Consider the following 23765-nt stretch of genomic DNA (forward strand, 5'->3'; position numbering starts at 1 on the left):
CCGACCTTCAGGTGACCTCACCCAGGCCGAGCAGCACCTGCGATCAACCGCTGACGTCGTCCAGGGCCGACGTGATAGCCGCCGGCAGTTCGAGCTCCTCGGCCATCAGAGCACCCATCAACTGGGCCAGATCGCGGGCACCGACGATCGCGCTGCTCACCCCGGGACGATCACGGGCCCACGCAAGGGCGACGACCAGGGGAGAGGTGGCAAGACCATCGGCGGCCGTGACCGCCGCATCGACGACACCTACCGCCGAGTCGGTCAGATACGCATTCACCGCGTCGGCGTGAAGCTCGTCGGCCCCGCGCGAATCGGCCGGAATCCCGTTGCGGTACTTACCCGTCAGGACACCACCCGCCAGGGGAACCGCCGCGAGGATGCCGATGCCGTGGTGCAGGGCGGCGGGAACCAGTTCGTCCTCGATCCCACGGGCCAACAGTGAGTACTCCGCCTGCGTAGACACGATCCGTCCGATACCGGCCGAACCGGCAGCCGTGGCCAATTGCCAGCCCAGATACCCGCGGGCACCGGTGTAGCGAACCCGTCCACTCGAGACGGCGTAGTCGAGTGTCGCCGCCACCTCGTCGACCGGGGTCATCGGATCCCACGTGGCCACCTGCCACAGGTCGAGATAGTCGGTACCGAGCTCACGCAGCGTTGCGTCCAACTGACCGAGCAGTCCGCGCCTCGAGCAATCGACGTGATACCGGCCGTACCGCGAACCGACCCCCGCGGCACTGCTGATCACCAAGTCCTGCCGAGGAACCACATCGTCGAGCAACTCCGCGAGTACTCGCTGACCTCGACCGTCGCCGTACGCCGGAGACGTATCGACCAAGGTGCCGCCCGCCTCGGCGAACGCCGACAACTGCGCCGCAGCGTCGTCCCCATCGGTCCCGCTGCCCCACCCGAGAGTGCCGAGGCCGAGCCTCGACACCCGAAGTCCGCTGGTGCCGACCGATCTCTGCTTCATATGTGCCGAATGTCCTTTTACCTGTGATCGTCGGGTTCGTACTGGCCTGCCGCCAGTGCACAGTAGTGCGCCGCGCCGCTCGGTGTGAATGTGCCGCGCCGCTTCGCTGTGCTCGGTGTGAAAGTGCCGCGCCGGGTACGGTCGTCCCCGTGAATCGCGAATCCAGGGGGCGGGCACTCGCCCACGCGCCGGCAACAATCGAATCGTCCGCTTCGACGCTGGGACGGGGCGCCGCATGATCGACATGACGTGGCTGCAGGCGATCATCCTCGGCGCAGTCCAGGGACTGACGGAATTCCTTCCCATTTCCTCTTCCGGTCATCTGCGAATCGTGTCGGGGGTGTTCTGGAACGAGGACGCCGGCGCGTCGTTCACCGCGGTGACGCAGCTGGGTACCGAAGCCGCTGTCCTGCTGTTCTTCTGGCGCGACATCGTCAGAATCATCAAGGCCTGGTTCGTCGGATTGCGCAGGAAAGAAGAACGGGGTCTCGATTACCGCATGGGGTGGTACGTGATCATCGCCACCATCCCGATCGGCATTCTGGGTCTGTTGTTCAAGGATCAGATCCGCACCGGTGCGCGCAATCTGTATCTCATCGCGTTCATGCTGATCGCTTTCGCCGTGGTGATTGCCGTCGCGGAGAAGCTGGGCCGTAAGGAACGGCCGATCGAGAAACTCACCACCAGGGACGGCATCGTCATGGGCCTCGCTCAATGCCTGGCGCTGATTCCCGGAGTGTCCCGCTCCGGAGCCACCACCAGCGCCGGCCTGTTCCTCGGACTCGAACGCGAAGCTGCAGTGCGCTTTTCGTTCCTGCTCGCCATCCCGGCCGTCACGGCGTCCGGCTTGTTCTCGCTGCCCGACGCCTTCGAGCCGGTCGGCTCCGGCCTCGCCGCGTCGGGACCACAGCTGCTGGTGGCCACGATCATCGCGTTCGGCCTGGGTTATGCCTCGATCGCCTGGCTGCTCAAGTTCGTCGCGAACCATTCGCTGTACTGGTTCGTCGGTTACCGCATCGTGCTCGGTGTGGTTGTTCTGGGTCTGTTGGCCGGCGGGGTTGTCTCGGCTACGTGAACCGTTCCTCGTTAGGCTCGGAGCAATGACAGTCATCTTGCTTCGCCATGGACGTTCGACGTCGAACACTGCGGGCACGCTCGCAGGTCGGAGCGAAGGGGTGGAGCTCGACGACCGGGGCCGAGAGCAGGCACAGGCGGTTGCCGAACGGCTGGGGGTCCTCCCGGTCGTGGAGATCGTGCGCTCTCCGTTGTTGCGGTGCGAGCAGACCGTGGAACCGCTGGCCACTCGGTTGGGGCTGACTCCGATGGTCGAGGACAGGATCGTCGAGGTCGACTACGGACAATGGACCGGTCGAACCATCAAGGAGCTGCTGGCCGAGCCGCTGTGGAAGGTCGTTCAGCAGCATCCGTCCGCGGCGGTGTTCCCCGAAGGCGAAGGCTTGGCTACGGTGCAGCAACGCGCGGTCCAGGCGATACGGGAGCACGATGCGCGGCTGGCCGCCCACCACGGCCGGGATGTGCTGTGGGTGGCCTGCTCTCACGGGGATGTGATCAAGTCGGTGCTGTCCGATGCGATGGGTGCCCATCTCGATTCTTTCCAGCGGATCGTTGCCGATCCGGCGTCGATCAGCGTCGTGCGCTACACCTCGACTCGGCCGTTCGTGTTGCGGACCAACGACACCGGATCCGACTTGAGCGTGTTCGTGCCGAAGGCGGAAGAGCCGACGTCCGACGAAGCAGGCGCGAAACCCGACGTTGCAGACTCGTCCGATGCAGTGGTGGGCGGCGGCGCGGGCACCTAAAGATGCCGGTTCGCCGCCGATCTCCCGATCGGTGGCAGGCTGGAGGGCGAGCAATACCGTCCACGGTCGATCTGTGGCCGATAATGGAAGTTCGCGATTCGTTTCGCGGAGCTTTTCGAGTCGTTAGGAGGTGCAATGCCGCGCGCCATACACGTTTTTCGCACCCCTGATCGTTTCGTCGCCGGGACCGTAGGTGAGCCGGGTGACCGAACGTTCTTTCTCCAGGCGGTCCACGATGCCCGAGTGGTCTCGGTCGCGTTGGAGAAGCAGCAGGTACAGGTGCTGGCCGATCGAATGGGACTGCTGCTCGAGGAGGTGCAGCGTCGCTTCGGTACCGATGTGCCGACCGAGGAGGCCGAGACACTCGACACCAGCCCGTTGGTGACCCCGATCGACACCGAATTCAGGGTCGGCACGATGGGGTTGGGTTGGGACGCCGACGCCAATGCCGTCGTGGTGGAGTTGTTGGCCGTCAGTGAGGTCGAGGTCGACGAATCCGTCGTGCTCGACGACACCGACGAGGGCCCCGACGCGGTTCGAGTGTTTCTGACACCCGTTCAGGCTCGCGAGTTCGCAGCGCGGTCCGAGCTGGTCGTGGCAGCCGGCCGAGCGCCGTGCCCGCTGTGCGGCCTGCCGCTCGCCCCCGAGGGACACGTCTGCATCAGGACGAACGGCTACCGCCGCGGTGCCACCTTCGGTCCGGTGACAGAGGTCGACGAGTCTTGACCGTCGAACTACCTCCCTTCGAGGGCCGCGAGACCATGGAGACCGGCGAGCTGACTGTCGTCGGCCGGGTGGTTTCGGCGTCCAACGCCACCCTCGTGTGCGAGGCGGGCGACGGCGACTCGGCAGTGCGGTGCGTGTACAAACCCGTGCGCGGAGAGGTGCCGCTCTGGGACTTTCCCGACGGCACCCTCGCCGGGCGGGAGGTGGCGTCGTACGAGATCTCCGAGGCGCTCGGGTGGGGCGTGATTCCGCCCACGGTGCTGCGCGACGGTCCGTTCGGTCCCGGCATGGTGCAGAAGTGGATAGATACTCCCGAGGAGCGGGTCGAGGGCCGCGTGGACCTCGTCGACATCTGCCGTCCCGATCTCGTTCCGGCGGGCTGGATTCCGGTGTTGCAGGCCTACGACGGCGATGGCGAAGAGATCGCTCTGATCCATGCCGACGATCCACGCCTGCAGCGGATGGCGGTTCTCGACGTCATTCTCAACAATGCAGATCGCAAGGGTGGGCATGCCCTCGAAGGTCTCGACGGATATGTCTACGGGGTGGATCACGGCATCTGCCTGCACGCCGAGAACAAGCTGCGCACGGTTCTCTGGGGGTGGGCAGGCCAGGCGGTCGACGATGCTCTGATGGCCGACGTCGTGCGGTTCGTCGAGACCTTCGACACCGTCATCGCTCCACGGCTGGTCGACAAGATAACGCTGGCCGAAACCATTGCGGTGTTGGATCGGGCCCAGCAGCTGATCGCGCGCCCGGTCATGCCGGAACCTCGATCGAGCAGACCGATACCGTGGCCCGCCTTCTGAACGGGCTCGGATAGGCTCGGCTGCATGCATTCTTGGTCCAGCCCGGAGATCCCGACAATCCCAGGACAGGGTCCAGCGCTTCGGTTGTTCGATACCGCAGATCGCCAGGTCCGTCCGGTCACCCCCGGTTCGACCGCTCGCATGTACGTCTGCGGAATCACCCCGTACGACGCCACCCATCTGGGACATGCGGCAACGTATCTGACGTTCGATCTGATCAACCGCTTGTGGCGTGATGCGGGTATCGACGTGCACTACGTGCAGAACGTCACCGATGTCGACGATCCGCTGTTCGAGCGCGCGAATCGTGACGGTGAGGATTGGCGCGATCTCGGTGCGCGCGAGATCGAGCTGTTCCGCGCCGACATGGAGGCTCTGCGGGTCGTGCCTCCGCACGACTACATCGGTGCCGTCGAGTCGGTGGAGGAAGTCGTCGAACTGGTGGAGAAGCTGGTGGCGTCCGGCGCTGCCTACGTCGTCGACGACGCCGAGTACCCCGACGTGTACTTCCGTGCCGACGCCACCGAGCAGTTCGGCTACGAATCCGGCTACGACCGTCCCACCATGGACACGTTCTTCGCCGAACGCGGCGGAGATCCCGATCGTGCGGGCAAGCGCGATTCACTCGATGCGCTGCTCTGGCGCGCGGTACGTCCCGGCGAACCGTCGTGGCCGTCGCCGTGGGGCCCCGGCCGACCGGGCTGGCACATCGAATGCGCTGCCATTGCACTCAATCGCATCGGAACCGGTTTCGACATCCAGGGCGGCGGAAGCGATCTCATCTTCCCGCACCACGAGTTCTCGGCGGCACACGCCGAGGCGGCAACCGGTGACCCTCGGTTCGCCCGGCACTACGTGCACACGGGAATGATCGGTCTCGACGGCGAGAAGATGTCCAAGAGCCGCGGCAACCTGGTGTTCGTCTCGAAGCTCCGCGCAGAGAACGTCGATCCGGCCGCGGTGCGGCTGGGCCTGCTCGCGGGCCACTACCGGCAGGATCGGCCGTGGTCCGACGAGGTCCTCGAGCGAGCCCACACCCGTCTCGCGCTGTGGCGTCGAGCAGCGGCGCTCGAGTCCGCAGCGTCGGCCGACGACGTCGTCAACCGCCTGCGTCAGCATCTGGCCGATGACCTCGACACGCCCAAGGCTCTCGACGCCCTCGACGCGTGGGCGAGTTTCGCAGTCGAGCGCGGTGGATCGGATGCGAGCGCACCCGGCACTTTCGCCGATGCGGTCGATGCGCTGCTCGGAGTTCCGCTGCGTTAGTCCGCGGGCCCCAGGCGTAGATCTGCCAGCAGATCCGGGATCAGGCGTTCTTCCATGACCGCTCGTCCCGAATCACGCAGTGCAGCAGCCAGTTCCGGGTCCCACGGAGTGTCCGTGGGATGCCCCTTCAGTGGTTCCGAGTTGCGCGCGTCCAGTGCGCGGCGGTACGAGTCGACGTCCATTCGCCACGGCACCGCGTCGTACCGGGTGAGTGCGCGGGTCACCATGTGCATTCCGGCCCAGTCGAAATCGGCACGCCATTCGATCGTGGTGCCGGGGGCGCGCGCAGCCAGCAGCCGATGCACTGCGGCCGAGGGCTGACCGTCGGTGCAGATCAAGCTGGCACAGTTCGAGCCGAGAGAGCGGGCTGCGGCCGCGAGCACAGCGACGTTCTCGCACACGAACACGGTCGACGAGCTGTTGGTGAGAGGGCCGCGCGCGAGCATGTCCACGGTGACGGGAAAGGGCACGCCCTCGTCGGCTGCTTCGTTGAGCCAGCGAGCCACCGTGTTGGTCTCGACGACGCGGTAGCCGAGAACCAGTACCCGGCTCGACACGGCGTCGACCGACACTCCGGCCGTTTCCCACAGCGCTCTGATCCCCACTGGATCGACGGGTCGAGGCACGTTCTCGCGCAACGACAATGCATCGAGGACGAGTTTCGCGGCACCGCCGCCCGTGAGGGCCTTGGTATCACCGGTGGCCAGTTCCGCCAGCTCGGTGAGCGACATCCCGTCCACCGGAAGCAGCGCCAGGACTTGCGTTGCGACCCCGAGCGCGTCGACGGCGACGCGGCCACCGAGGGTGCCGTCCTGATTGAGCAACGACGCGATCCAGTGCTCGATCCACTCGCGATCGGTACCACCGCCGAGCGCCGCACGCGCCCGATCGAGCGCATCGGCGCGCAGCTGAGCCTTGTCGGCCGCAATGCGCTTCTTGTCCTGCAGCGGTGCCTGCCCGGCGAGGGTGTCGATCAGACCGATACCGCCGTTGAGCGGATGGCTCAGCCATGCGTCGAACCGCTCGAGATCGAGCCGGGTGCTCCGTGCCCGAGAGTGCAAGCTGGAGTTGGACTTCGAGATGGCACTGCACAGACGCCACAGTTCCGGCGCATCACTCAGGTCGACGATGATGTTACCGCCGACACGAAGCCAGTTGGACTCCAACTTCTTTCGCGCAGCGTCCAACAGCGCCGCCAATTCGACGCTGCCTCGCCACTCACTGTTACCGGCCAAACTCCAGCCCACCTTCGGTTCGGGTCGGCACCCGGCGGGTCAACGGTGATCCGAGGGCTGCTGCGAGGTCGGTGCCGTCGTGTTCGGCGAACAATTCACCGTTCTCCCACACCAGAAGTGCTGCGCTGACGGTGTTCTCGGCGGTCGAGTGCGCCAAATCGTAGTGTGCGCAACCGGGGACGTCCGCGTAGGTGATCCACAGGTCGTAACCGGTCATGAACAGATCCAGGTCGAATTGCACACTCAGTCCGAGCAATTCGCTACGACCGTTGTCGTCGACACCGGCGAACGCCTCGTCCAGCGCCAGCAACCGCGGCGAATGCGGATCGGCGGACGAGAGCATCACGTGCGCCGCGGCGAACAGCGGCAAATGCAGCGACACCGATTGCTCACCGCCCGAGAGCGCACTGTGACGAGCTACGGTCAGGCGATCCTCGTTGCCGTCGCCGCTGATGAGCGTGAACGCGAACACCCGCCAGCGACGATAGTCCAGTGTCGCGGACAGGATCTCGGGATACGACCGTTCCGGATGTGCCGCACGAGCGATCCTGATCTCCGATGCGAAGTGTGCGCGCATCGCGGCCAGATCGTCCTGGCTCAGCGCCGAGGCATCGCGGTCGAGCAGCTTGGACACTGCCCGCGCCCCGTCGTCGAGGTTGTCCGCGAGCACCCAGTGCACGCCGATCGTGTTGCCCGAGGACATACGGCGTTGCTTCATCTCTGCGGACATCTGGGCGATCAGCTCGCGTGCATCGACGGTGCGCTCGTGAATCTGCTGCGCCAACCCGGTCAGCAGCGCGTCTTCGAGAATTCGGCGTTCCTGCTCGGTCAACAGCAGTTCCTGGTCGGCCCGGGCGGCATCGATGCGGTCGGCGAAGTCTCCGACCGAGGAATAACCCTGCTCGTCCTGCACGCGTACCACCGTCAACCCGTCCGGTGCGTCCCACTGCAGGCGGTAGTCCTGACCGGAAGCGGCCAGTTGCGAGTCGAACTCCTGCAGTGCGCTCGTCAGCGCCGTTCGTGTCGACTTCCGGCTCGAGTCGGTCACTTTCACCGACGCCGTCGCCGTGTCGAGTGCCGAATGCAGCGCGAGCACCACCGATGGAAGTACCGGGACGTCGTCGTCGGGGCCGGCGGCCTGCTGAACCCGATACAGGATCTGTTCGACCGTCAGCCACGCCGAGTCGCTGGCCGGCCACGTATACGTCTCGTGCACGCCGAGGATGTGCAGCAGATCCTTGCGGGCGTATGGTGCCAGTCGGACAGCATCACCCAGGGCCTCGGTCACGGCAGCGCGCAGGCTCTCGAGCGCCGTGTTGCATGCACCCTCGGCCTTGCCGATCGCCTCACCGGCTTCCTTGTCCGCCTTTCGGGCTGCTCGCTGCTCGGCTCGGCACTTCTCGATGCGATCGCGCGCGTTTTCCAGGTCGGTGTTGATCTGTTCGGCCGTAGCACCGAGTTTCTCGCTCAGCAATTCCAGACGCTGCAGCTGTTGCCGATAGCTCTCGTCGGCTATCGCGGCTTCCTCGGCGAGTTCCTCGGCCAGTCCGGTGGCCTCCTCGAGGCGGTTGGTGGCCTCGCGCGCCCGCTCGGTCTCGCGTGCGTGGTCGCTGCGTTTACGGATGACCGCTGCGCCCTGATGCTCGAAATGGCGAATCGCTGCGGCGAGGGCATCGACATCGCGGCCCAGGTGCGGGGTGCGATGGGCCACGGCGACGGAGCGCAGTTGTTTCTCTTTCGCGGACAGGTCGGCGATCGCTTGGTCGAATTCTCGATCTGCCGCTGCAGACGCATCTTTGGAGGTGCGCAGCGCGCCTGCGGCTGCCGTGACGGCACGTTGCGCTTTGACGATGGCCGAGACTCGGGGGAGCTGCTTGGCGGCCGCGTTCAACGCCTGCACCAGCTCGCGTGCCGCCAGCTCGGCGGCGGTCGCGGTCGCGAGTTCGGCTGTCGCGGAATCGATCGCAGCACCGAGCTCGGCGATGCGCTGCTCTCGCCGACGCGCCCGCGCCGTTGCACCGATGTACTCGGCATCCGGTTTTGCGTGGCGACCCTGCTGCACTCCCTGCCAGTACCGACCGTCGACGCCTATCGAGACAGAACTGTCCAAGGGGTCGTTTCGATCCTGCTGCAATGCAATCGAATTCAGTACATCGAGAATTCGCGATTCCTGGACGGCAGTACCGGGCTCGGGTTCCAGCACGGACGCGAGCGTCGAACTGGTCGGCCTCGCGGCCACCGGTAGCGGCGACAGATATTGCTCCGACGTCGCGTCGACGGGGGAGTCTGCGGTCGGGTGGATCCACCCGTCGAGCAGGTTCGCGGCCTGCAGTGCGGATTCGATCCCCGCCGCGTCGGCAGAGGAGACCGCATCGGCAAACCGAACCAGTTGCCACAGTGGTGCGCCCGAGAGATCGGCACGGCTGTCGGTGCGCGCTGCGAACGGTGGTGGGGCATCGTCGTGTTCGGCTCGCACCAGGGACAGTTCGTCGCGCAGCGCCTTCACCTCGGCCTCGCGCGCGGCCACGTCGACGCGTGCCTGTGCCTGCCGGGCGCGAATCGCATCGATACCGTCCGAGGTCTGCTCGGCGAGCACCGATTCCAGGCTCGGGGCGTCGTCGTCGCCGATGCCTGCCAGGGCTGCGTCGAGGGCCTCGAACACAGCGGAGGTGATGCCTGCGGAGGAGTAGAGCGACGAGTTGCTCGACCACCAGGCCCGCAGGCCCGAAGCGAACTGCGCCTTCTCCAGGTCCACCGTCGCCTCGGCCTCGGTGACGGCAGCCGCGGCTGCTTCGAGCAACTCGCGCGCCTTCGTTGCGGCCTTCTCCGCGCGAGCGCGTTCCGTCGACGCCTTCTCGACGGTGGCCAGCGCCTCACGCACTGCACGTACGTCGCCGTCCCGTTCCTCGGCGTGCCCACGAAGCGCGGTACTGATCTGATCACTGCGCGCCGTGCCGGGCAATGGGGTCCACACGATGCCGGCATCCTCGGCCGCAGTCTGCAGCTCGTCCTCCGCGCGAGTCACCCCGGCAACGGAGTCCCGGAGTGCGGCGTCCGCCCGGGCAGCCTCGGCCGTGCGCTGCTCCAGTTCTGCTTGCGCTTTGCGTGCGCGATCGGCCTGCTGCGCCGTCGAGACCTCCAGCTTCGCAGCGGATTCGGCGAGATCGTCCAGTTGCTGCTTGCCCTCGTACGCGCTCGAGCGCTGCAGGGTTTCTCGGTCTGCGACGGCCTGATCGAGCGCACGCTCGGCCTCGTCGAATCGAGTCTCTGCGGCCGCCCGTTCCAGCAGACGCCGGTCCTGCAGGGCGGCGGCGGCGAAGTGTGCGGTGGTCGCGTGCGTCACGGCTTCGAGCCGACGCGAGACTTGTTCGACGTCCGAACGGGTTTGTACGCGAAGGTATTTGGAGTAGACCGACACGAAGTTCCTGGCCGCCTGATCGGCTTGGGCCAGTCCCTCCAGCGCGCGTCCTACTTCCTCCATGTCACTGAAGGAACGTGCCGCCTCGAGCACCAGTTGCTCGTCGAGGGGACGCAGACCGTCGGTCAGCGCCTGGGACAACCCTTTCGGATCGAGATTCTTGGCCAACTGCGGACGGCGAAGTGTCAGAATCAGATTGATCAACTGGTCGTACCGTTGCGCGCCGAGCCCGAACATTCGGGCATCGATCGCGGCGCGGTAGTCGACCGGACGATCGGTCAGGGCATCGCTGCCGAGTTGTTCGGCCAACTGCTTCTTCGTCAGCGGCCGGTCGTCGGAGCCCAACAACGAGAAGTCGACGCCCACTCGGCCGTCGGCCACGAAGTACCAGCGGGTCACCTTGTCGTTGTGGCGGCTCGCCCGCATACCGATTCCGACGGTCACCGATTCGGGGTCCTCGCGCGAGCCGCGGCCGAACTCCATCCACACGTACGAATGTGCGCTTTCCTGCCCTCGGTAGAGCAGGTTGGACTTCATCGTTCGTTCTTCACCGGCGAACGGGTTGAGTCGGCGCGGCTCGATCCGGCCGTCGAGGACGAAGGGAAACAGCACTTCGAGCGCTTTGGTCTTGCCGGATCCGTTGGGACCACGCAGCACCAATCGACCGTCGGCGAAAGAGAACTCCTGATCGCGGTAATCCCACAGGTTGACGATTCCGGCGCGCGTGGGCCGAAAGCGATTCGAGTGTGCGGTCATCTACTCAGGCCTCTACTTCGGATGGATCGGTACTGGGGGCTTGTTCGGTGCCGAAGAGCGAGTCCTGCGGGGCTCGGTCGCGCACGCTGACCATCACGTCTCGGTACCGAGCGATCACCGGTAGCACCAACACACCGCCGGATACGCTGTGTATCAAACGAAGTCGATGCAACAGCGCAATCGCACGGATGCGTAGACCGTCCCGGTCGGTCTGCCACTGCGCCGCGAACGTGCGACCGAATCGGTCCACGAGATCGTCGACGACCGAGACCAGCCAACTGTCCTCGATCAACGGATACTGTGTGCGCTCCGCCGAGTTCTCGACCGTCATCGGATCGGCGGGAAATCCGAAGTCGGCCAGGTCACCGAAGATTCCGCCGCCGGGGATCGCGTCGTCCAACTGTTCGACGAGTAGGTCGCTCGCAGGTAGCGGATGCGTTGTGAGCGCCGGAGCGTCGGGATCCACGACCCGATCGGAGATTTCTCCCGCGATGAGCAACGCCACCTGAGCGATCGTTCCGGTGCTGGGAAAGCGGTGGTCGGACAACCGTCCCGAGGTGTCGATGAGGGCCACGCCCTCGGCGCGACGCTCGGCAACGAGACCGGTGAGCAACTCGACGTCGGCGACGGTCCTCGAGGCGGTCAGGGCGGTGCGTGCGTCCCCGTCGAGATCGTCGAGATAGACGACGGGGTGTTCGACCAACGCTCGGCGTACCGCACGCAGCGTTTCCTTCGGGTCTGCCTCACGCCCGGACTCGATGTGTCCGAGATCGGAATCCTCGGGATCGATCGGGGCATCCGAGCCGGCCAGCAGGCCACGAATCGAACGCAGGTGCTGCACGGCACGCGGCGGCCGAAACATCGCGACGACCACCGATCGGTCGATGTCGTACAGGGCCTCACCGGCCGTCGGATTGTTAGCCCAGCCCGTGGCGTCGCCGTCGGCCAGCGAGATCGCACCACGCGTGGCCAGCCATCCGATCGCGTCGACGAATGCGTCTCGGTCGCTCGCGCGGTCGGTCGTGAGTTCGACGCCGTCCACCTGACTCGACTCCGTCGCCACGTGATCGGCGAGTTCGGACAGAGTGATCTGGTTTCCGGCCCGACCGAGCGCGGCAAGCGCCAGCGCCAGATACGCGTACCTGCGGCGGTCGAACACCCGCTCGGAAGGCGTTCGCGCGGGTTGACTGTCGTCGAGACGATCGATCACGGGGAACAGACGCGCGGTCGTCTCGGTGACCTCGAAGCGGTAGCCGAACAGCTCCAGGAGATCCTCACGCAGTTCGGTTGCCCACCTGCGCAGCAGCGGTAACGCGATTCGATCGGGGTACGTCGCGGTGACCAGGTGATTGGACAATGCGACTCGGGCAGCCCGCTGGTAGGAATCCAGAGCGAGCGAGGAGATCTCACGTGCTCTCACCGGCGTGCCACCTCACTGACGTCGAGGGCGAGGCGGTCCAGATGCAATCGGCCACGGCTGGTGCGCACGATCGTCGAACGGTCGCTGTCGCTCAGCGTCAGGCGCACGCCACTGTCCGATCCGGACGAGTCCGAGGTGCGTCCGCTCACGCGTACCCGGGCAGTCAACGCGGCGTTGAGCAGGCTCAGCAACACTTCGGTTTCCTGCTCGTTCAGAATGCGGTCGTGGATTCCGGCCGAGGCGAGCGACTGCGCCGCGGCACTGCGTGATCGCTGCGACTCGAGTTGCTGCTCGCGCAGTCGTCTGATGCCGCCGTCGTTGCGCTGTACCCGCCCTGGAACGCCGGGGGTCGGAGTACGTCCTGTCTCGGCCAGCGTGCGCGAGATTTCGACCGGCGGTGCCTCCCACCATGATCGGGACATGGGGATGATGTCGGCGTCGGGATGGACCATCGACAGGTGCCGGGGTCGGCCGAGGCCGAACACGGCGTGAAACAGAGCATGTGCGCTGTCCTCGGTGGGGGCAGCAGCGAACCAGCCGGCGAGGTGACGCAGTTGGCTCTCGCGACTCACACCGCCCTTCCGAGTTTCGGTGACGCGCCGCAGCAGTGACAGCACAGCAGCGATCGCGCTCATCGTGCCCTCGCGGAGGCGCTCGGATTCGCTGAGCTCGGATTCGGCCGCGACGAACCAGTGCGACAACCCGGCCCATCGGTCGGTCCAGTCCGCTCGCCGTTCGTCGACGGAGAGAAAGACTCGTTCGTCGCTGATCGCGGCACGGTCGACGAGTTCCTCGATGCCGGTGCTCTCGACGAGTGCGATCGCTTCCGCCAACTTGGGGGCATAGCGGGTGAGATCGGAGCTGAACTCACGCATGTGCGTGAGCAGTGCATCCTTGTGCGCCAAGAACGATTCGGGCGTGATCTCGGTGGTGCGCACCAGGTCGCCCAGCACCAGATAGAAGTGGGCGGCGCGGGTCGCCATCTCCGACAACGTCGAATCGAGTCTGCTGAGCTTGCGGTAGATGCGGTCGCCGTCGGCCTGACGGTTCGCCTCGGCCAGCTCGTGCATGTCGGCCAGCAGCTCGGGCAGCACCAGCCGGGACAGCGAGGCGTCGTCCAGGCGCGCACCGAGCACGTCCTCGACCGCGCGGTAGGCCTTGTAGCCGGCCTGACCGAACTGGTAGACGAAGTGCCGGTTGCGGTATTCGGCGAGGGTCGCGGCGCGGGTGCCGTCGTAGCTGCGTTCGAGCAGACCCCAGGTGTGGAGTTGATCGAGCAGGGGTGCGATGTCCAGTGTGGTCAGCGCGTCGTGACGCCCGGGGCTACGAGCGATGAGATCGGCGACGTCGCCCGAGTGCAGCAACACCACGTAGTTCGCGCGAGCGGTGTCGAACGCCCGCAGTACTGCCAGGTATTCGGATCTTTTCTCGGCGACGGCGAACGAGAAGAGACCGAGACGGTCTTCCTCCACGAACGCATTCGCGGCACCCAGCCGTGCGTCCTCGCCTGATTCGGTCACTGGAACAGGGTAGGGGGTAGGAGTGCCAGTTGTTCAACCGTGCCGGTTACAGCTCCACGGTCACTTTTCCGTTCACCACGGCCGCGGGGTAGGTGCGGACCGACGAGATTCCACTCGGGCAGGTGCCGTCGTCGAGGGAGAAGGCGTATTGGTGAAGTGGGCAGACGACTACGGACCCGTCGATCTGGCCGTCGGCCAGTGGCCCGCCCCGGTGCGGGCAGACGGCGTCCATCGCGCGCACCGAACCGTCACCGAGCAGGAACACCGCGACCTGCTGACCGTCCACGACGTAGGCCCGTCCCTCGCCCGGAGTCAGATCTTCCAGCGCTCCCACTGGCACGCTCATCGGACCGGCACCTGTGGCAGCGGGAGCAGTGGCAGCGAGGGTGCGAACTGCGCGGGCGATTTGGGTGCCGTGCGGTCCTGCCATGGGTCCACGTAGCCGTCGACCGATGTTTGCAGTCGCTCGTCGAGTCCGGCGACGATGCCGTCACGGTCGTCGATCAGAACGCTCTGCAGTTCCTCCAAGCCGATGCGCGGAACCCAGGCGTACGTCCGTTCGAGCCACTGCGCGTTCTCCCGATAGTGCTGGATGAATCTGCCTGCCACTGTCATCACCTCCTCGGCTCCTGTCACGGTGGCCAACAGATCTCCCTTGCGGATGTGAGCCCCGGCCGCGCCGCCGACGTAGATCTCCCACCTGTCCTCGCCGACCGAGACCACGCCGAAGTCCTTGCACAGCGCCTCCGAGCAGTTGCGCGGGCAGCCGGCGACCGCGAGTTTGAGTTTCGCGGGAGTCTCCAACCCTTGGAACCGCTCTTCGAGCGCGATGCCGAGAGCCGTCGAGTCGCCGAGACCGAAGCGGCAGAAGTCGCTGCCCACACAGGTTTTCACCGTGCGCATGCTCTTGCCGTAGGCGAAGCCGGAAGGCATATCCAGATCGCCCCACACCTTGGGTAGGTCTTCCTTCTTGATCCCGAGGAGGTCGATGCGCTGTCCGCCGGTGACCTTGACCAGCGGGACGTGGTACTTGTCGGCGACGTCGGCGATCTTGCGCAGTTGATCCGGGGTGGTGACGCCACCCTTCATCTGCGGTACCACCGAGAACGTGCCGTCCCGCTGAATGTTGGCGTGCACCCGGTCGTTGATGAACAGTGCGCCGCGCTCGTCCACCCAATCCGGACCCCAGACGGTGCGCAGCAGTGACGCCAGCGGCATCTTGGCGGCGGCGTCCTCGACGCCATCGGTCGCAAGCGCCGTGAACACCTGCGAGACTGCCCGGAGGTCTCGCGACCTGATCGCTTCGATCAGTTCCGGCTTCGTCATCGGGATACACGGCACGTACCGGTCTGCGGTGGGGTCCGCTTCGACCGCGCCACCGGATGCGCACGCGATGATGTCTTTCACCAACCCCTTGCAGGATCCACATCCCTTGCCTGCTCGGGTCTTCGCGGTCACGTCGCTCAGATTCTTCGCGCCCGCGTGCACGCAGGCCACGATGGCGCCCTTGGTGACGCCGTTGCAGTTGCACACCTGAACGTCGTCTGCCAGTTCGGCGGCTCCTGTTGCCGCAGAGGGCGTTCCCATGTCGAAGAGCATGCTGATGCGCTCGTCGGGCAGCGGCACCTTCTCGTCGAACGCCTGGGTGAGAAAGTTGGCCTTGGAGATGTCGCCCAGCAGAGTGGCGCCGACGAGCTTGTTGTTCCGCACGATGACCGATTTGTACGTGCCACTGCGTGGTTCGTAGAACTGAACGAATTCGTCGTCGTCGCGCTCAGGCGCGGTGATCCCCATCGACGCGACGTCGACGCCGGCCACCTTGAGCTTGGTCGTCAGACGCGAACCGTGATACGCGGCAGCGGGATCGGCACCGGTGAGTACATCGGCCAGGACAGCGGCCTGCTCCCAGAGGGGCGCGACGAGGCCGTACACCTCACCGCGGTGCTGACAGCATTCGCCGACGGCATAGATGGAACCCTCGTCCTCGCAACGTAATTGGTCGTCGACGACGATTCCGCGTTCGATGACCAGGCCGCCGGCGCGGGCAAAATCGACACTGGGCCGAATTCCGGCGGTCACGACGACCATGTCGGCGTCCAGCGAGGTGCCGTCGTTGAAACCGACGCCGATGACGGTACCGTCGTCCGACCGCAACACCGAGGTGGTCCTCTTCGAGGTGTGGACACCGACGCCGAGCGACTCGATCTTGTTGCGCAACACTCGTCCACCGCGCTCGTCGAGCTGCTGGTTCATCAGGTGCCCGGGGGAGTGCACCACGTTCACGTCCAGCCCCTGCGTCCGCAGTCCGTACGCTGCTTCGAGACCGAGCAGTCCGCCGCCGATCACCACCGCCGACACGTCGTCGCGTGACTGCGCCATCTGCAACATGCCGTTGGTGTCGGCGATCGTGCGGAATCCGAACACCCCACGTGCCAGCCTGCCGTCGGACTCGCGCAGACCGTCCATGTTCGGGAAGAACGTGTTGCTACCGGTGGCGATGATCAGTACGTCGTAGTCGACGGACCGACCGCTTTCGCAGACAACCGTTTTGGAGAACCGGTCGAGCGACACGGCTCGATCGCCCACGTGCAACGTCACGCCGTTCTCGCTGTACCAACTCATGGGGTTGAGAACGAGATCCTCGTCGTCGACGGTGGCCTCACCGGACAGCACGTGGGAGAGCATGATGCGGTTGTAATTGCCGTACGGTTCGTCGCCGATCATCGTGATGTCGAACAGCGAGCTGCCGTCTCGCTCGAGGATCTGTTCTACCGTCCGGGCACCGGCCATTCCGTTGCCGATCACCAGCAATCGCTGTTTTCCCGCAGTCATCAGACCAGCACCAGACCGAAGTCGACGACGACCTCTCCGCTGGTTCCGGCAGGGGCCGCGATCACCAGCTCGAGCACGGTATCGGGATCGACGTCCTCGACGACCCGCAACGGAATGTTGACGCCGCTCTTCGCTCCCATCGGGAACATACGCATCGGGCTGCCGTCGCGCAGCAAGGTCACGACCACCAGCTCATCGCTCGAATTACCGCCCCGGAAGTACAGCGGCTGAGCCGTCACCCCCTCGGGGACGACGAAACTCAGGCTGGGATCGATCAACTCGGGCTTGTCCAGACCGTTGCCGGTGAAGGAGAAGACGCCTTGCAGAAATCGCGGTGTGCTGGCCATACCCACGAGGCTCCGGTGTCGGGGTGACGCCACCGCTGCGGTGACGTTACGTCGGCATCAGAAAGACCTCACCGGCTCCCGGCTCCTCGTGTGCGTTCGGGTCAGAGCCCGAAGTTGCCCGGGCCGCGCCGCCGGAGGTACTTCTCGAACTCGGCGGCGATGGCGTCACCGTCGATCTTGGCGATCGCATCGGACATGTCCACCTCGGCGTCACCACGCTCCTCGAGACTGCGCACGTACTCGCTGATCTCCTCGTCCTCTTTGGTCATCTCGTTGACCGCCTCCTCCCACTCCTCGGCCTGCGTGGGCAGCTCGCCGAGCGGCACCTCGATGTCGAGTACGTCTTCGACCCGCTGCAGCAACGCCACGGTGGCCTTCGGATTCGGTGGCTGCGACACGTAATGGGGGACAGCAGCCCAGAACGACACGGCCGGCACCCCTGCCTTGACACATTCGTCCTGCAGAACGCCGGTGATACCGGTGGGCCCCTCGTAGCGGGTCTGCTCCAGGTTGAACTGTTCGGCCGACTCGGTGCTGTAGGCAGTGCCGGTGACCGGAACCGGCCTGGTGTGCGGGGTGTCCGCCAGCAGCGCGCCGAGAATGACGACGGTTTCGACGCCCAGCTGCTCGACGAACTCGAGCAGGTCGTCGCAGAAGCTGCGCCACCGCATGTTGGGCTCGATACCGCGCAACAGGACCACGTCACGGTCGCTCCCGGGCGGTGAACACACCGACAATCGAGTCGACGGCCACTCGATCTCGCGGGTGACCCCGTCGACCTGACGAACGGTCGGCCGATTGACCTGGTAGTCGTAGTAGTCCTCGGAGTCCAGCTCGGCCAGCGGGCTGGCGTCCCAGATCAGCTCCAGATGTTCGACCGCGCCGCTCGCCGCATCGCCTGCGTCGTTCCAGCCCTCGAAAGCGGCGACCAGTATGGGGGAGCGCAGCTCGGGAATGTCGTCGTCCAGATGGTCCTCGTCGTAATCGGCGTCGGCGTCTGTGGCGTTCGCCACAGCATCCTGCACGGCCTCGATCAGCGCGGCGTCCAAGGGGATGTCCGCGGCGGCAACTGATTTGTCCATTTTGTCGGTACCGTCGTCGGGCGGGGACTGATCATCGAGGTTTCGGGGACTCACCACGACAGCCTACGACTCGAGGTAACCGTGGTGCCCACTACTCTGTAGTGATGCCCGATCAACACAAGCCCGGTCTGCTCGATGCGATTTCACGTCGCGTTGTCATCGGCGACGGAGCAATGGGCACGATGCTCCAGGACGCCGACCTCACTCTCGACGACTTTCTCGGCCTCGAGGGATGCAACGAGATTCTGAACCACACCAGGCCCGACGTGCTGCGCGAGATTCATCGCGAGTACTTCGCGGCCGGCGCAGACGCCGTGGAAACGAACACGTTCGGATGCAACCTACCCAACTTGGCCGACTACGACATCGAGGATCGAATCCGCGAGTTGGCCGAGAAAGGCACCCGGCTGGCCCGGGAGACTGCGGACGAAATGGGACCCGGCCGCGACGGGATGGATCGGTACGTCCTGGGTTCCATGGGCCCCGGAACCAAGCTCCCCACACTCGGCCACGCCCCGTTCGCACGGCTGCGCGACGCGTACACCGAAGCCGCTCTGGGAATGATCGACGGCGGTGCCGACGCCATTCTGGTCGAGACGTGCCAGGACCTGCTGCAGGTCAAGGCCGCGATCATCGGTAGCCAGCACGCCATGGACAAGCTCGGCGTCCGAATCCCGATCATCACCCATGTGACGGTCGAGACGACGGGCGCAATGCTGGTCGGCAGCGAGATCGGTGCAGCCCTCACTGCGCTCGAACCGCTGGGCATCGACATGATCGGACTGAACTGCGCCACCGGCCCCGCCGAGATGAGCGAACACCTGCGCCACCTGTCCAAGCATTCCCGTCTTCCGGTATCGGTGATGCCCAATGCCGGACTGCCCACGTTGGGCGCGAAGGGTGCTGAATACCCACTGACCGCCCCCGAATTGGCCGACGCTCTGAGCGGTTTCGTCCGCGAGTACGGGCTGGCACTCGTCGGCGGATGCTGCGGCACCACCCCCGAGCACATTCGTCAGGTTGCCGACATGGTGCACGGGGCGACGAAGCTGGAACGGAAGCCGGCCCCGGAGCCAGGCGTCTCCTCGCTCTACACCGCAGTGCCGTTCGAGCAGGACGCCAGCATCCTGATGATCGGCGAGCGCACCAACTCCAACGGCTCCAAGGCATTTCGTGACGCGATGCTCGCCGAGGACTACGAGAAGTGCCTCGACATCGCCAAGGATCAGACCCGCGACGGCGCGCACATGTTGGACCTCAACGTCGACTACGTCGGCCGCGACGGTGCCGCCGACATGGCCGCACTCGCCAGCAGATTGGCGACTGCGTCGACGCTGCCGATCATGCTCGATTCCACAGAACCGGCCGTGCTCGAAGCCGGCCTCGAGCACCTCGGTGGACGTAGCGCCGTCAACTCGGTCAACTACGAGGACGGCGACGGTCCCGACTCGCGGTTCCAGAAGATCATGCATCTGGTCAAGGAACACGGTGCCGCCGTCGTGGCTCTGACCATCGACGAGGAGGGGCAGGCGCGTACTGCCGAATGGAAGGTGCGTGTCGCCGATCGCCTGATCACCGACATCACCGAGAACTGGGGCCTGCGCCACGAGGACATCATCGTCGACACCCTCACCTTCCCGATCTCCACCGGCCAGGAAGAGGTTCGACGCGACGGCATCGAGACCATCGAGGCGATCCGGCAGCTCAAGGAGAAGTATCCGAAGGTGCACACCACCCTCGGATTGTCGAACATCTCGTTCGGCCTCAACCCTGCTGCCCGGCAGGTGCTGAACTCGGTCTTCCTGCACGAGTGCACCCAGGCCGGCCTCGACACCGCCATCGTGCACGCGTCGAAGATCCTGCCGATGAACAAGATTCCCGACGAGCAACGCGAGACCGCTCTGGATCTGGTGTACGACCGACGCCGCGAAGGCTACGACCCGCTGCAGAAGCTCATGCAGCTGTTCGAGGGCGTCTCGGCAGCATCGGCCCGGGAATCGCGCGCCGAGGAACTGGGTCGGCTGCCGTTGTTCGAGCGGCTCGAACGCCGCATCGTCGACGGCGAACGCAACGGCCTCGACACAGATCTCGACGCCGCGATGGCCGAGAAGCCGCCTCTCGAGATCATCAACGAGACGTTGCTGTCGGGCATGAAGACCGTCGGCGAGCTGTTCGGTTCCGGCCAGATGCAGTTGCCGTTCGTGCTGGCGTCCGCCGAGGTCATGAAGGCTGCCGTGGCGTACTTGGAGCCACACATGGAAGCGACGGACGACGACGGCAAGGGTCGCATCGTGCTCGGCACCGTCAAGGGCGACGTGCACGACATCGGCAAGAACCTCGTCGACATCATCCTGAGCAACAACGGCTACGAAGTTGTCAATCTCGGTATCAAGCAGCCGATTTCGACCATTCTCGAAGCCGCGTTGGACAAACGCGCAGACGTGATCGGCATGTCCGGGCTACTGGTGAAGTCGACGGTGGTCATGAAGGACAACCTGATCGAGCTCAACTCCCGCGGCGTGGCGGAGCAATTTCCGGTGCTTCTCGGCGGAGCTGCGTTGACGCGGTCATACGTCGAGAACGATCTGCAGGACGTGTACGAAGGCGACGTGCACTATGCGCGGGACGCGTTCGAGGGCCTGCGTTTGATGGACACCATCATGACCACCAAGCGCGGTGGCGGTCCGGCCCCCGACAGTCCGGAGGCACTCGAAGCGAAGGCGAAGGCCGCCGAGCGCAAGGAACGTCACGAGAGGTCCAAGCGCATCGCGGAGAAGCGCAAGGCCGCCGAGGCTCCGGTCGTGGTACCCGAGCGATCCGACGTCGCTGCGGACATCGACATTCCGGTACCACCGTTCTGGGGCACCCGCATCGTCCGAGGCGTATCCCTGGCCGATTATTCGGGGCTGCTCGACGAACGTGCACTGTTCCTGGGGCAGTGGGGCCTACGAGGAGCCCGCAAGGGTGAGGGTGCCACTTACGAGGATCTGGTGGAGTCGGAAGGTAAACCGCGCCTGCGGTATTGGCTGGATCGGCTGAGCACGGACGGCATTCTCGCGCACGCCGCATTGGTGTACGGATACTTCCCGGCCGTTTCGGAGGGCGACGACGTCGTCGTGCTCACCGAGCCCGAACCCGATGCGCCCGAACGCTTTCGGTTCACGTTCCCCCGCCAGCACCGCGACCGCTTCCTCTGCATCGCGGACTTCGTCCGATCACGCACTGCCGCAAGGGAATCCGGGCAAGTCGACGTGCTGCCGATGAACCTGGTCACCATGGGGCAGCCCATCGCGGACTTCGCGAACGAATTGTTCGCAGCCGACGCGTACCGCGATTACCTCGAGGTGCACGGGATCGGAGTTCAGCTGACCGAGGCTCTCGCCGAATACTGGCATCGCCGAGTGCGCGAGGAACTGAAACTGTCCGACGGCAAATCGGTCGCCGCGGAGGATCCCACCGAGGCCGAGGGGTACTTCAAACTCGAATACCGCGGAGCTCGTTACTCGTTCGGCTACGGGGCATGCCCCGATCTCGAGGACCGGATCAAGCTCGCCGCACTCCTCGAACCCGAGCGAATCGGCGTCAAGCTCTCCGAGGAACTGCAGCTGCACCCCGAACAGTCGACCGATGCGTTCGTACTTCACCACCCGGAGGCCAAGTACTTCAATGTCTAGAACCCACCTGCACGGTGTCCTGTGGGACATGGACGGCACCCTGCTCGACTCGGAGAAGATCTGGGACGTGGCCATCGGTGAGTACTCCCGCACACTGGGAACCGAACTCAGCGCGGAAGTACGCGAGAGCACCCTCGGCAATTCGATGCGAGACGCCTTGCGCAAAGTGCTCGCCAATGCATCGGTTGCGGTCAGCGACGACAACCTGGCCGAGGGCCGCGAGTGGTTGACCACGCGCGTCGGCGACATGTTCGCCGAGGGTATTCCGTGGCGGCCCGGTGCCAAGGATGCTCTTGCACTCGTACGCGACATGGGCCTGGCGACCGGATTGGTCACCAACACCGAACGCGGGCTCGTCGAGCGTGCACTGGAGACACTCGGGCGCGACTATTTCGACATCACCGTCAGCGGCGACGAAGTCGAGTTCGGGAAACCGCACCCGGCGCCGTACCTGCGGGGTGCCGCACTGCTCGGCGTCGACGTCGGTGCGTGCCTTGCAGTGGAGGATTCTCCGACAGGCTCCCTATCCGCACATACTGCAGGCTGCCCGGTACTGGTCGTCCCGTCTGAGGTGGCGGTTCCGGCAGCGCCGGGATACACCATCCGCGACGGTCTGGTCGGACTGACCGCCGACGACGTCCGGCGGGCCTGGGCGGCCTGACTCCTCGAATCTCGACCGAATTGATTCCGCTGGATACCGACGTGAAAGAATACGACTCCGTGAAGACTTTCGATTCCCTGTTCGCCGAGCTCACCGACCGCGCGAAGACCCGCCCCGAGGGCTCGGGCACCGTCGCTGCGTTGGACGCAGGTGTTCATTTCCAGGGAAAGAAGGTCCTCGAAGAGGCCGGCGAGGTGTGGATCGCCGCCGAACACGAGAGCGACGCTGCACTCGCCGAAGAAATTTCGCAGCTGCTGTACTGGGTTCAGGTCATGATGGTGGGTAGGGGAATCGAGCTCGAGGACGTCTACCGACATCTGTGAGGCAAGGCCCGAACGTCTCCTGTGAACTCACCGATGAAGGAAAACTCCATGCTGCGTGTAGCCGTACCCAACAAGGGCGCGTTGTCCGAATCCGCCGCCGAGATCCTCAGCGAGGCCGGCTACCGGCGTCGGAGCGACTCCAAGGATCTGACCGTCCTCGACCCGGCCAACGGGGTCGAATTCTTCTTTCTCCGTCCCAAGGACATTGCCATCTACGTCGGGTCGGGCCAGCTCGATCTGGGCATCACCGGACGAGACCTGGCTCTCGATTCCGGGGCAGCGGTCGAAGAGCGCCTGGCGCTCGGATTCGGCCGGTCGACGTTCCGCTACGCGGCACCCGCGGGCAAGGAATGGGCACCCGAGGACTTGGGCGGACTGCGCATCGCCACCTCGTACCCCAATCTGGTGCGTAAGGACCTGGCCGAGCGCGGCTTGGAGGCCACGGTGATCCGTCTCGACGGGGCCGTGGAGATCTCCATTCAACTCGGTGTCGCCGACGCCATCGCGGACGTGGTCGAGTCGGGTCGCTCACTGCGTCAGAACAATCTAGTCGCGTTCGGCGAATCGCTCTGCGATTCGGAGGGCGTACTCATCGAGCGCGCAGGCGCCCCGGGAACCGACTCCGCACGCAAGCAACTCATCGCCCGCGTACAGGGCGTCGTCTTCGCCCAGCAGTACCTGATGCTCGATTACGACTGCCCCAAGTCGATCCTCGACGAAGCCGTCAAGATCACCCCCGGCATCGAATCACCTACGCTCGCACCGATGGTCGACGACAACTGGGTTGCCGTGCGCGCCATGGTCTCTCGCAAGGTCCACAACAACGTGATGGACGAGCTCGCAGAACTGGGCGCGAAAGCCATTCTCGCCTCCGACATCAGGTCCTGCCGAGCGTTCTGA

18 protein-coding genes are annotated in these 23765 nt (G+C 65.3%); 9 read left to right on the top strand and 9 right to left on the bottom strand.

Annotated elements, in window-relative coordinates; genetic code table 11:
- Positions 1-43: 43 nt before the first annotated feature.
- On the bottom strand, positions 44-976 hold the full coding sequence (locus tag K414_RS0117155; protein ID WP_027497064.1) for an aldo/keto reductase: 933 nt from the start codon (positions 974-976) through the stop codon (positions 44-46).
- A gap of 235 nt (positions 977-1211) precedes the next feature.
- Here K414_RS0117155 and K414_RS0117160 point away from each other — a divergent pair, with 235 nt between their 5' ends.
- The 5 genes from K414_RS0117160 (at position 1212) to mshC (ending at position 5597) form a co-directional block, all read left to right on the top strand.
- A complete protein-coding gene (locus tag K414_RS0117160) occupies positions 1212-2051 on the top strand; it encodes an undecaprenyl-diphosphate phosphatase (RefSeq protein WP_027497065.1) in 840 nt (279 codons plus the stop codon).
- A gap of 25 nt (positions 2052-2076) precedes the next feature.
- On the top strand, positions 2077-2796 hold the full coding sequence (locus tag K414_RS0117165; protein WP_027497066.1) for a histidine phosphatase family protein: 720 nt from the start codon (positions 2077-2079) through the stop codon (positions 2794-2796).
- Between the two features lie 135 nt (positions 2797-2931).
- Positions 2932-3522 (top strand): DUF3090 domain-containing protein, encoded by a 591-nt coding sequence (locus K414_RS0117170; protein WP_027497067.1) that lies wholly within the window; start codon positions 2932-2934, stop codon positions 3520-3522.
- Between the two features lie 35 nt (positions 3523-3557).
- Complete coding sequence (locus tag K414_RS0117175) at positions 3558-4331, top strand: SCO1664 family protein (protein ID WP_167328042.1); 774 nt, start codon at positions 3558-3560, stop codon at positions 4329-4331.
- A gap of 24 nt (positions 4332-4355) precedes the next feature.
- On the top strand, positions 4356-5597 hold the full coding sequence (gene mshC / locus K414_RS0117180) for a cysteine--1-D-myo-inosityl 2-amino-2-deoxy-alpha-D-glucopyranoside ligase (protein WP_027497069.1): 1242 nt from the start codon (positions 4356-4358) through the stop codon (positions 5595-5597).
- Here mshC and K414_RS0117185 read toward each other — a convergent pair.
- The 8 genes from K414_RS0117185 to K414_RS0117220 form a co-directional block, all read right to left on the bottom strand.
- Positions 5594-6832 carry a DUF2399 domain-containing protein gene (locus K414_RS0117185; RefSeq protein ID WP_176458610.1) on the bottom strand — a complete coding sequence of 413 codons (1239 nt, stop codon included), beginning with the start codon at positions 6830-6832 and terminating at the stop codon, positions 5594-5596. The genes mshC and K414_RS0117185 overlap by 4 nt on opposite strands.
- A complete protein-coding gene (locus K414_RS0117190; RefSeq protein WP_027497071.1) occupies positions 6822-11006 on the bottom strand; it encodes a TIGR02680 family protein in 4185 nt (1394 codons plus the stop codon). Before K414_RS0117190 ends, K414_RS0117185 begins: the two co-directional genes overlap by 11 nt.
- Before the next feature lie 4 nt (positions 11007-11010).
- Positions 11011-12426: a DUF2398 family protein gene (locus K414_RS0117195; protein ID WP_027497072.1), complete on the bottom strand. Its 1416-nt coding sequence runs from the start codon at positions 12424-12426 to the stop codon at positions 11011-11013.
- Positions 12423-13898 carry a TIGR02677 family protein gene (locus K414_RS0117200; protein ID WP_027497073.1) on the bottom strand — a complete coding sequence of 492 codons (1476 nt, stop codon included), beginning with the start codon at positions 13896-13898 and terminating at the stop codon, positions 12423-12425. Before K414_RS0117200 ends, K414_RS0117195 begins: the two co-directional genes overlap by 4 nt.
- A gap of 94 nt (positions 13899-13992) precedes the next feature.
- The gene (locus K414_RS0117205) at positions 13993-14292 is read right to left on the bottom strand and encodes a Rieske (2Fe-2S) protein (protein WP_027497074.1); all 300 of its coding nucleotides are present in this window, start codon (positions 14290-14292) and stop codon (positions 13993-13995) included.
- The gene (gene nirB, locus K414_RS0117210; RefSeq protein ID WP_027497075.1) at positions 14289-16778 is read right to left on the bottom strand and encodes a nitrite reductase large subunit NirB; all 2490 of its coding nucleotides are present in this window, start codon (positions 16776-16778) and stop codon (positions 14289-14291) included. The genes K414_RS0117205 and nirB overlap by 4 nt, the downstream gene beginning before the upstream one ends.
- Complete coding sequence (locus K414_RS0117215; RefSeq protein ID WP_027497076.1) at positions 16778-17125, bottom strand: hypothetical protein; 348 nt, start codon at positions 17123-17125, stop codon at positions 16778-16780. Before K414_RS0117215 ends, nirB begins: the two co-directional genes overlap by 1 nt.
- 101 nt (positions 17126-17226) lie before the next feature.
- Positions 17227-18261: a PAC2 family protein gene (locus K414_RS0117220; RefSeq protein ID WP_237606210.1), complete on the bottom strand. Its 1035-nt coding sequence runs from the start codon at positions 18259-18261 to the stop codon at positions 17227-17229.
- 50 nt (positions 18262-18311) lie between these two features.
- On the opposite strand from K414_RS0117220, the gene metH reads away from it, so the two are divergent.
- Genes metH through hisG form a run of 4 tightly spaced genes read left to right on the top strand, consistent with a single transcriptional unit; the run spans position 18312 to position 23765 of the window.
- A complete protein-coding gene (gene metH, locus K414_RS0117225; protein WP_032388388.1) occupies positions 18312-21881 on the top strand; it encodes a methionine synthase in 3570 nt (1189 codons plus the stop codon).
- Positions 21874-22542: an HAD family phosphatase gene (locus K414_RS0117230; RefSeq protein ID WP_037219356.1), complete on the top strand. Its 669-nt coding sequence runs from the start codon at positions 21874-21876 to the stop codon at positions 22540-22542. The genes metH and K414_RS0117230 overlap by 8 nt, the downstream gene beginning before the upstream one ends.
- Positions 22543-22601: 59 nt before the next feature.
- Positions 22602-22865 carry a phosphoribosyl-ATP diphosphatase gene (locus K414_RS0117235; RefSeq protein WP_027497080.1) on the top strand — a complete coding sequence of 88 codons (264 nt, stop codon included), beginning with the start codon at positions 22602-22604 and terminating at the stop codon, positions 22863-22865.
- Positions 22866-22913: 48 nt separating this feature from the next.
- The gene (gene hisG, locus K414_RS0117240; RefSeq protein WP_027497081.1) at positions 22914-23765 is read left to right on the top strand and encodes an ATP phosphoribosyltransferase; all 852 of its coding nucleotides are present in this window, start codon (positions 22914-22916) and stop codon (positions 23763-23765) included.

Origin of the sequence: Rhodococcus sp. JG-3 (genome assembly GCF_000482405.1) — a bacterium.
Lineage (GTDB): Bacteria > Actinomycetota > Actinomycetes > Mycobacteriales > Mycobacteriaceae > Rhodococcoides > Rhodococcoides fascians.